The organism is Mycobacterium sp. E3298 (assembly GCF_001666895.1).
Taxonomy (GTDB): domain Bacteria; phylum Actinomycetota; class Actinomycetes; order Mycobacteriales; family Mycobacteriaceae; genus Mycobacterium.
Map to the genome: position 1 here is coordinate 1 of NZ_LZJB01000001.1, position 8805 is coordinate 8805.

6 protein-coding genes are annotated in these 8805 nt (G+C 69.5%); 1 reads left to right on the forward strand and 5 read right to left on the reverse strand.

Going from position 1 to position 8805, the window contains the following annotated elements; all coding sequences use genetic code 11:
* On the forward strand, positions 1 to 73 hold a 73-nt coding region (locus A9X05_RS31860; protein ID WP_231969227.1), incomplete at its 5' end, for a hypothetical protein.
* A 51-nt stretch (positions 74 to 124) separates the two neighbouring features.
* Here the strand turns inward: A9X05_RS31860 and A9X05_RS00005 are convergent.
* The 5 genes from A9X05_RS00005 to A9X05_RS00025 all read right to left on the reverse strand — a co-directional run.
* Positions 125 to 2155, reverse strand: coding sequence for a cytochrome c oxidase assembly protein (locus tag A9X05_RS00005; protein WP_067759563.1), 2031 nt, complete (start codon positions 2153 to 2155; stop codon positions 125 to 127).
* A 29-nt stretch (positions 2156 to 2184) separates the two neighbouring features.
* Positions 2185 to 4542, reverse strand: a complete 2358-nt coding sequence (locus A9X05_RS00010; RefSeq protein WP_067759567.1) for a glycerol-3-phosphate 1-O-acyltransferase — start codon at positions 4540 to 4542, stop codon at positions 2185 to 2187.
* Positions 4539 to 6278: an HAD-IB family hydrolase/lysophospholipid acyltransferase family protein gene (locus A9X05_RS00015; RefSeq protein WP_067759573.1), complete on the reverse strand. Its 1740-nt coding sequence runs from the start codon at positions 6276 to 6278 to the stop codon at positions 4539 to 4541. The genes A9X05_RS00010 and A9X05_RS00015 overlap by 4 nt, the downstream gene beginning before the upstream one ends.
* Complete coding sequence (locus A9X05_RS00020) at positions 6275 to 7741, reverse strand: wax ester/triacylglycerol synthase family O-acyltransferase (RefSeq protein ID WP_156670231.1); 1467 nt, start codon at positions 7739 to 7741, stop codon at positions 6275 to 6277. The genes A9X05_RS00015 and A9X05_RS00020 overlap by 4 nt, the downstream gene beginning before the upstream one ends.
* 139 nt (positions 7742 to 7880) lie before the next feature.
* A partial coding sequence (locus A9X05_RS00025) for an alpha/beta hydrolase (protein ID WP_067778324.1) occupies positions 7881 to 8805 on the reverse strand: 925 nt, incomplete at its 5' end.

Consider the following 8805-nt stretch of genomic DNA (forward strand, 5'->3'; position numbering starts at 1 on the left):
ACCCACCGGCGAGCGCGCCGACTGGTGGTGGTACCAACCCTTCCAACCCCAACCACCACCATCCAACAACTAGCCCGACGTTGAGCCCCGAAACAGGTTGCTGGATAGACGAATTCGTACGTTGTCAGAGCGGCTTTGCATGTCCCGGCGTGTCACGGCGCGCCAGCTCGGCCAGCATCGCGTTGTAGGCGACCAGCTCGGCGTCGTCGTCACGGTCGGCGGCGCGGTCGAGCCGCCGGGCGGTGCGGTCGTCGCTGCGGGCCCACTGCACCAGCAGCGCGAGCATCACGATCACCAGGGGCAGTTCGCCGGCCGCCCAGGCAATGCCGCCGCCCAGCCGCTGGTCCCCCAGCAGGTCGGTGTGCCAGCTCAAACCGAGCGAGCGGTAATAGTCGGCGCCGAGCACCCTGCGGGTGCCCATCAGCACCACCCCGAAGAACGCGTGCAGCGGCAGCGAGGCGAACACCACGCCCACCTTGGCCAGCGGCGGGATCGGTCGCGGGGTGGGGTCGACGCCGATGACGATCCAGTAGAAGAGGTAGCCGCTGAGCAGGAAGTGGACGTTCATCGCGAGATGGCCCGCGTGACTGCCGACGGCGATGTCGAACAAGTTCGACAGGTACAGCCCGTAGAAGCCGGCGACGAAGAGCACGGTGGCGACGACCGGGTTGGTGAGGAACCGCGATAGGCGGCTGTGCAGCGCGGCCAGCAGCCATTCCCGCATGCCGGGCGGTTCGTCGCGGCCGGCGGCGGGCAACGCACGCAGGGCCAGGCTCACCGGGGCGCCGAGCACCAGCAGGATCGGCACCAGCATCGACAGGCCCATGTGGGCGACCATGTGGACGCTGAACATCGCCGGCATGTAGCGGCCGACGCCCGACGAGGTGACGAACAGCAACGCCAGGCAGCCCAGCAGCCAGGACGCCGTCCGGCCCGGCGGCCAGGCGTCGCCGCGGCGGCGCAGACGCACCACCGCGGCCACGTAGAGCGCGGCGAAGACGATCGCGGCGCTGCCGAAGATCAGGTCGAATCGCCAGTCGAACAGGATGCGGGCCGCGGTGGGCGGGCCGTTGAAGTCGTAGCCGATCTCGGCTTCGGGAATCGAGGGCAGCCGGCTCGGCGGCGGTGGTGGCGGGGTGCGGCCCAGCCCGACGGCGACGCCGAAGGTGAGGCCGAAGACCGCGGCCTCGGCGAGCGCCAGCCGGAGCAGGGCGCGGCGGCCGCCGGAGTCGGCCGGTTCGGCTTGCAGCCGCGCGACGGCGATGCGCCGCTGGCGCCAGCCGATGACCCCGAGCGCGCACAAAGCGAGGAACTTGGCGATCACCAGGCGCCCGTATTCGGTGGTGACCAGGTCGCCGAGCGGCACCCGCACCACGGCGTTCATCACACCGCTCAGCGCCATCGCGACCCAGCACCACAGCGCGATCGCGGAGAACCGCCGGGCCGCCAATGCGACGTGTCCCCCGCCGCGCAGCCCGTAGGCGGCCAACGCGAGCAGGCCACCGGCCCAGACACCGGCGGCCACGAGGTGGATCAGCAGGCTGTTGGTGGCCAGGTCGTGCGACCCGCCTGCCGACGAGTGGCCCGTCAGTCCCAAGGGCAGCAGGGTCAGCAACGAGCCGGCGAACAGCAGCGGCGTCCACGACCAGCGCAGCACCGCCAGGCTCGCCAGCATCACCAGCGCCGCCAGCGCCGCGGTCCAGCGCCACGCGGAGGCGGTGGTGACCAGCCCGGCCACCGACCAGATCCGTGCCGGGTCGAGCAGCGCGACCAACGGTCGCCCCGACACGTCGGAGATGGTCAGCGGCACCAGCAGCGCCGCGCACACCGCCCAGACCCCGGACGCCACCGTGCCCAGCCGAAGCGCCCGGTACCCGTCGGCGTCCAGGACGCCGCTGCGTTGCGGTGGCACCAGGAAAGCCGCGAACAGAAAGGACCCCACGGCCAGCACCGCGGCGAACTCCCCCGCGGCCCGGACGAACGGCAGCCCCAACGTGGTCGTCGGGCCCGGGTCCGGCAACCCGGTGGCGGTCAGCGCGTCGGCCAGCGACAGCGCCCCGATACCGGCCGCCGTGCATCCCGCCAGCAACGCGACGCCGATCAGCAGCGGCCACACCAGCGCGCGTGGTGTGGTCACGGACCGGTCGACCGTCATACAACCAGGGTATGGGCGCGGATCCGCGACTACCGAGCCAGGCGCTCCTCGCGGGCCTTGGCCTCGCGGGCGACGAACTGATTACGCGCGATCCGCCCGATGTAATCGGAGTCCCGCAGGATGCCCCTCAGTTCCTCCCCGAACGCGCCCCGGCGTTCGGAGAGGTCCGGGCCCGGCGCGACCAGATCCTGGTCGGCGACGACCTGATACGCGGTGGCGAACAGCAACGTCGACACCGATTCGCTGCTGCGCACCCGCGTCTGCGCCACATACTGGCGCCCCACGCCCAGTGCCGACTCCGTCAACTCCTTCTGGCCGACGTCGGCCGGCGCGTCGCGCAGCACGTCGGCGACGATCTCATAGGCCTCGAAGAACACCCGCAGCATCGCGTCAGCCATCAACGGCCGCTTGGAGAACAACAGCGCGTCGATCTCTTCGCCGCCCGCGGTGACATGGCCTTCCCAATCGTCGTGCCAGGCCATCTCTTCGGCGATGTTTTCCCGAAACGCCGCCGAGTCCGCGAAGTAGAAGTCGAACTTCAACAGGTCGCGCAGCCGCATCGCCTGATCCCAGAAGGCCCGCATGCGGTCACCCTCGACGTGCCGCGCATGCGCCAGCGCGAGCTCGACGATCGAGGTCTCCAGGAACGCGTGGATCAGCGAATTGCGGTAGAACGCGGCCGCGTGCTGCTCGTCGGGGGCGATGCGCCACACCGGCTCCCGTCCACCGTCGACCCGGGTGATCGGGTGCCCGTTGGACAACGCGTCGACCGCCGCGCGCACGCCGTCGCGCGAGCGCAGCCGCAACGCGCTCGTCGACATCGGGTTTTGCTTGCGTTCCAGGTAGTCCAGCGAATCCTGCAGGGTGTGGTGAAGCTGACCGAGCGTCAACGCCGCGCCGCGGGTGGTCAGCAGCAGCGCGCATACCAGGCCGGTGGCCGTCACCGGCGTCGCCTGCAATATCCGCCACGCGACCTCGAACGACATCTTCTGCAGCGCAAGTCGTTTGGCGTCCTGGTCCTGGACCAGCGGGCCGTGCGTCGGGCCCAGGTACTGGCGCATCGAAACGGCTTCGGGGAAGCGGACGTAGATCTTGCCGTAGTTGCGTTCGCCCTGCGCGCGGATGAAGTTGTAGAGCCAGCCCACGCCTTCGGGCGTCTTCTCGCCGCCCCGGGCGTAGGCCGCATACTCGGCGGTCTCGTGCAGCTGATCGAAGCTGATGGACACCGGCTGCAGCAGGATGTCTTCGCTGCGCCCATCCAGGTAGGCGTCGGCGACGTAGGCGAGCAGGCCCAGCTTCGGGGGCAGCATCTTGCCGGTGCGCGACCGCGTGCCCTCGATGGACCAACTCAGGTTGAACCGCTTTTCGACGATGTAACCGACGTATTCGCGCAGCACGTACTTGTAGAGCGGGTTGTCGCCGATGTTGCGGCGGATGAAGATGACGCCGGACCGGCGCAACAGCGGCCCCATCGCACCGAATGACAAGTTGATGCCGGCGAACACGTGCACGGGCGGAAGCCGGTTCTCCTGCATCGCCACCGGCACCACCGCGCCGTCGATGTAGGAGCGGTGCGAGAACAACAGCACTGCGGGGTGGGTTTCCAGGGCGGCGCGCATCGCGGCGACCTGGTAGCCGTCGTAGTCGATCTCGGGGTCGAATCCGCGGCTGAGCGCCCTCCCCAGGACGCCGACCAGGTCGACCGACACCCGGCTCCAGCCGGTGGCGAGTTCGTCGAGCATCTCGCCCGCTTCGTCGACGGTGGCGCCGGGGATCGTCTTCAGCCCGGCTCGAAATCGGCTGGACTCCAAGATCTCCGGCTTCACCAGTCGCGGAGATTTGTACTGCGGCCCCAGGATTCGGTACTCGACGCGTTCCAGCGCAAGCAGAGCGCGGCGGATGACGAACCGGGCGAAGTCGCACGAGTTCTCCCCGACGGTGATCTCGCGCCACTGCTGGCGCAGTTCGGAGACTTTGGCCGGTTCGCCTGCCACCACTCGCGCCCGCTGGGGCGCGTTGCGCATGATCTGCAGTTGCTGACGCTCGTTGGGATGGTAGGGGTCCCGGCCGGGCAGCAGGCCGGCCAGCTTCGCGATCCTGCCGCGATTGGGCGGCGGCAACCAGAACACCCGCACCGGCACGACCGCACGGTCGTCGTTGGCGTCGTTGGCAGCCTCGAGCTGCTCGATCAGCGCGGCGAGCGCGCCGGCCGGCGCGTTGGGCGGCGGCAGCTCCAGGACGTCGAATCTCGCCTCGGGCCGGTCGGCGCGCTGTTGCGCCATCCAGGCCGTCACCAGTTCCCTCTCCACCGGCGACGCCATGGACGCCAATACCAGCGAGTCTTGGCCGGTGAGCACCGCGGTGGTATCCGCGGCCGGTTCGGTCACGGCCGCCCTTCGGGCGGGGATTCCGGCGGCTCGGCACCGGCGGCCGCCTGGGCGGGCCGTTGCGCCTCACCGTCTTTGAGGACGGCCTGAGACTCGTGGGGATCCGCCTTGGCCGGCTTGGATTTCGAGGCGGCCTTCTTCGCCGGCGCTTTTCTTGCCGGTGACTTCGAACCGGCTTTAGCCGCAGTCTTTTTCGCGGGCGCCTTGGTCTTTGCAGACGACTTCTTCTCCGCGTGCAGGTCGACCTCGGGCAGCTCGTCGATCGGCCAATTGGCCAGCGTGTCCAAATACAGCTGCCGGACCTCGGCGATGCGCTCCGGCAGATTCTCGACGGTCCAGTCCTGCACCGAGATCGGCGGGAACACCGCGACGTCGACCGTGCCGGGGTTGATGACCGTGGAGTTCCTGGCGGCGACCAGCTCGGCGTTGCGGATCACGATCGGGACGATCGGGATCCCGGCCGCCATGGCGAGGCGGAACGGCCCCTTCTTGAACGGCCCGACCTCGGTGGTGTCGACCCGGGTGCCTTCCGGGGCGATCACGATCGAAAGCCCTTTCCTGGCGCGGTCTTCGACCTCGTGCATCGTCTCCATGGCCGCGGCGGGGTCGTCCCGGTCGATGAACACCCCGTCGAGCAGCCTGCCGAGCGTGCCCATGATCGGGTCCTTTTGCAGCTCCTTCTTGCCCACGCCGATCCAGTTGTCGCGCACCAATGCCCCGGCGATCACCGGGTCGACCTGGTTGCGGTGATTGAAGATGAACACCGCGGGCCGCTGTGCGGTCAGGTTCTCCTGGCCGATGACGTTGAGCTGAACGCCGGCGATCGCCAGGGACAGCTGCGAGAAGGTGGAGGTGAAGAAGTTGACGCCGCGGCGCCGATTCCGGGTCAGCACGCCGATGCCCACGGCGCCGGCGGCGACCGGGAACATCGAACCGAATCCGGCCAGGGTGCGGATCTGGCGGCGCAGACCGACCGGACCCCGGCTGTTGAACCGCAGGATCGGCCAGCCGCGGCGCTTGGCCACCGCGGCCATCTTGCCCTCGGGGTTGGTCGGCCGCGGGTTGCCGACCAGATACATCAGCGCGACGTCCTCGTCCCCGTCGGCGTAGAAGTAACTGTCCTTCAGGTCGATGCCGTTCTCGGCCGCAAACCGTTGCACCGCAGCGGCTTTGCCCGGCCCCCACAGGATCGGCTTCTGCACGCCGCCGGTGAGGATGCCGTCTTCGGTGGTCTCGAACTTATTGGTGAGCATGTTGGAGATACCGAGGAACCGCGCCACCGGGTTGACCTGGATGGTCAGCGCCGACGAGCTGAGCACCACGGTGTGGCCACGCGCCACGTGCGCCCGGACCAACTCGCGCATCTCCGGGTAGATCCGCGACTCGATCCGCTGTACGAACAGTCGCTCGCCGATCTCCTCCAAATCGTCGAGCAAGCGGCCGGCCAACGCGGCGGCGGCCTTGCCGATGAGATCCTCGAACTCGATGCGCCCGAGCGTGTGGCTCAGGCCGGCCTGAACCATGCCGAGCAGTTCGCCCACCCCCATGTCACGGCGCAGCAGCCGCTCCTGGGTGAGGATCACCGCGGTGAACCCGGCCACCAGCGTCCCGTCCAGGTCGAAGAACGCCCCGATCTTGGGACCCGGTGGGCTGGCCATGATTTCGGCGACCGAGCCCGGCAGCCGCATGTCCCCGGTCGCGCCGCCGTCGGCTCCCTGGTCTTTCGCGGCGCTCATGAGCCCGACGCCGTCCGTGCGGAGGTCGCCGGTTCGGCGAACGAGGCGGGCACCGCGCGGGGTGCCGAATCACCCGCGAGCGCCAGAATTTCGTCGAAGCCCTCGAGCAGGCATTGGGCGAACAGCGGTTCGTTGCGCACCGACGCCCTGTCGTAGCGCACGGTGATGGTGCACCAACCGCCCCGCGAGATCAGCACCACCATCATCGCGACGCCCGGCAGTGGGCCGATGCCGTACTGCCGCAACACCTTTGCACCGGCGATGTAGGTATCCCCGGGGTACACCGGGACGTTGCTGGCCTGCACGTCAGATCCGATCACCGAGCCGGTGATGCCCTCGAGGACCGCGGTCGGCAGGACGCTGAGCAGCGGTGCGACCGAACCGATGATGTTCATCGCCGGTTCGTCGCGGCGTTGCGTCATCTGCGCGCGGATCTTCTTCATCCGCGAAACCGGATCGACGGTGCCGACGGGCGCGGCCAGGTTGACACCGGTGAACCGGTTGCCGCCGGCCGTGTCGGCGTCGGCCCGCAAGTTCACCGGGACCGCCATCGGCAGCGTGCTGATCGGCACACCGAGCGCCTCGTGGTAGCGCCGCAGGGCGCCGCAGAGGCCGGCCAGGTAGGCGTCGTTGATCGATCCGCCGCCGGCTTTGGCGGCCTTGTGCAGATCGGAGAGCGGGATGTCGATCGCTTCGGTGCGGGTGGCCAGGCTGCGCCGCCGCAGCAGCGGCGACGGCTCGGCCGCCCGGTTGAGCACCCGCATCCCCGACATGGCGTAGCCGACGATCCCCGACACCGTGGCGCCCGGTTCCAGGACCGCCCGCCCGGCCGCCGAGACCGCCCCGGACACGGCGCTCAGGACGCCACCGACCACGGCGGTGGGCAGGTGGTTGATGCCTTGCCGCATCAGGTCGTTGGCCGTGAGGTCCTGCGGGATGGGCAGCGGGGGCGTCGGTTTGGCCGGCGGATCGCGTTCGAGGTCATAGATTTCGGCGAACATCTGCACCCCGCCGACGCCGTCGGTGACGGCGTGGCTGACGTGCAGCAGGGTCGCGGCCTTTCCGCCGGCCAAACCCTCGACCAGGGTGGCGGTCCACAGCGGCCGGGAGATGTCCATCGGCGACTGCAGGATCACCTCGGCGAGGTTGAACACGTCGCGCAGCGTGCCGGGTTCGGCCACCCGCATGCGGCGCACATGGAATTCGAGGTTGAAATCGGGGTCCACCACCCACCGCGGTGACGCCGTCGGCAGCGTCGGCACGACCACCTTCTGCCGCAACCGCAACACCCGCCGGGAGGCGTTTTCGAACCGCGTCAGGAACTTGTCCCAGTCCGGCGTGGTGTCGAGGAGCTCCAGCGCCATGATCCCCGAGCGGGTCCGGGGATTCGCTTCGCCCCGATGCATCAGATAGTCGACCGGTCCCAGCTGGTCGGACAACTTCACGACCTCGGACTCAGTCATCGCCATCCGCCCGATGCGCCAACCTTGTCACCGTCGATCAAGCCTCCTGCCTAGGACCCACCCACCCAATTGCCACCACAACGCTAGTCGGGTTGCCGCGCTGGTGAAAGGAGCGGTCGGGCCGTACGGCGATGGCGACTCAGCTGGCCGACGTGGCGGTCAGCGGCACCGTGTCCAGCAGCGAGCTGACGCGCCGGCCGTAGATGACGCCAAGGAAATCGGCGACGGCGTCGGCGGCCAGCCGCGATCGGACCGTCGAAAGGATGTCGAACGCGTGGTGCGCGTTGGCGAGCTCGGCGTGGGCCACCGTCGCGGCGCCGGCCGCGCGCAACGCCGCGCAGAAGGTTCGGGCCTGGCCGCTGGGCACCACTTCGTCCTTCTCGCCGTGCAGGACGAAGAAGGGCGGCGCTTCACCGTGCACGTAGGACACCGGCGACGCCGCCTCGAACCGCTCGGGCTGGTCGCCGTGGCGGGCCTTGAGCACGAACTGCTCCAGGAACGGCAGCATCAGCGGGTGCATGTTGTCGAAGTCGGTGAAGTCGTACACGCCGTAGTAGGGGGCTACGGCCTGGACCGTCGTGTCGGCCTCTTCGAACCCGGGCTGAAACGCCGGGTCGTTCGGGGTGAGCGCCGCCAGGGAGGCCAGGTGTCCACCGGCCGACCCGCCGGTGATCGCGATGAAGTCGGGGTCGCCGCCGTAGTCCGCGATGTTCTGGCGGACCCACGCGATCGCCCGCTTCACGTCGATGAGGTGCGCGGGGAACGTGGCACGCGGGCTCTTGCAGTAGTTGATCGAGACGCAGATCCAGCCGAGTTCGGCCATGCGGCTCATCAGCGTGTAGGCCTGCACCCGTTTGTCGCCGACGGTCCACGCCCCGCCCGGAACCTGGATCAGCACCGGCGCCCGCCGCCCCGGTGCGAGGTCGTGGCGCCGCCAGACGTCGAGCAGATTGTCGCGGCCGCCCGGGCCGTAGGAGATGTTCGAGGTCTGCGCGGCGTAGCGGCGGTGCGGCCCGGGCCGGCCCAGCATGCCGCCGCGCGGGGCGCAGACGGGCTGGGTGGCG

Bases quoted from the DNA above. Each gene is read 5' to 3' on its own strand.
- A9X05_RS00005 (WP_067759563.1), bottom strand. From the start codon at position 2,155: ATGACGGTCGACCGGTCCGTGACCACACCACGCGCGCTGGTGTGGCCG.
- A9X05_RS00015 (WP_067759573.1), bottom strand. From the start codon at position 6,278: ATGAGCGCCGCGAAAGACCAGGGAGCCGACGGCGGCGCGACCGGGGAC.
- A9X05_RS00020 (WP_156670231.1), bottom strand. From the start codon at position 7,741: ATGACTGAGTCCGAGGTCGTGAAGTTGTCCGACCAGCTGGGACCGGTC.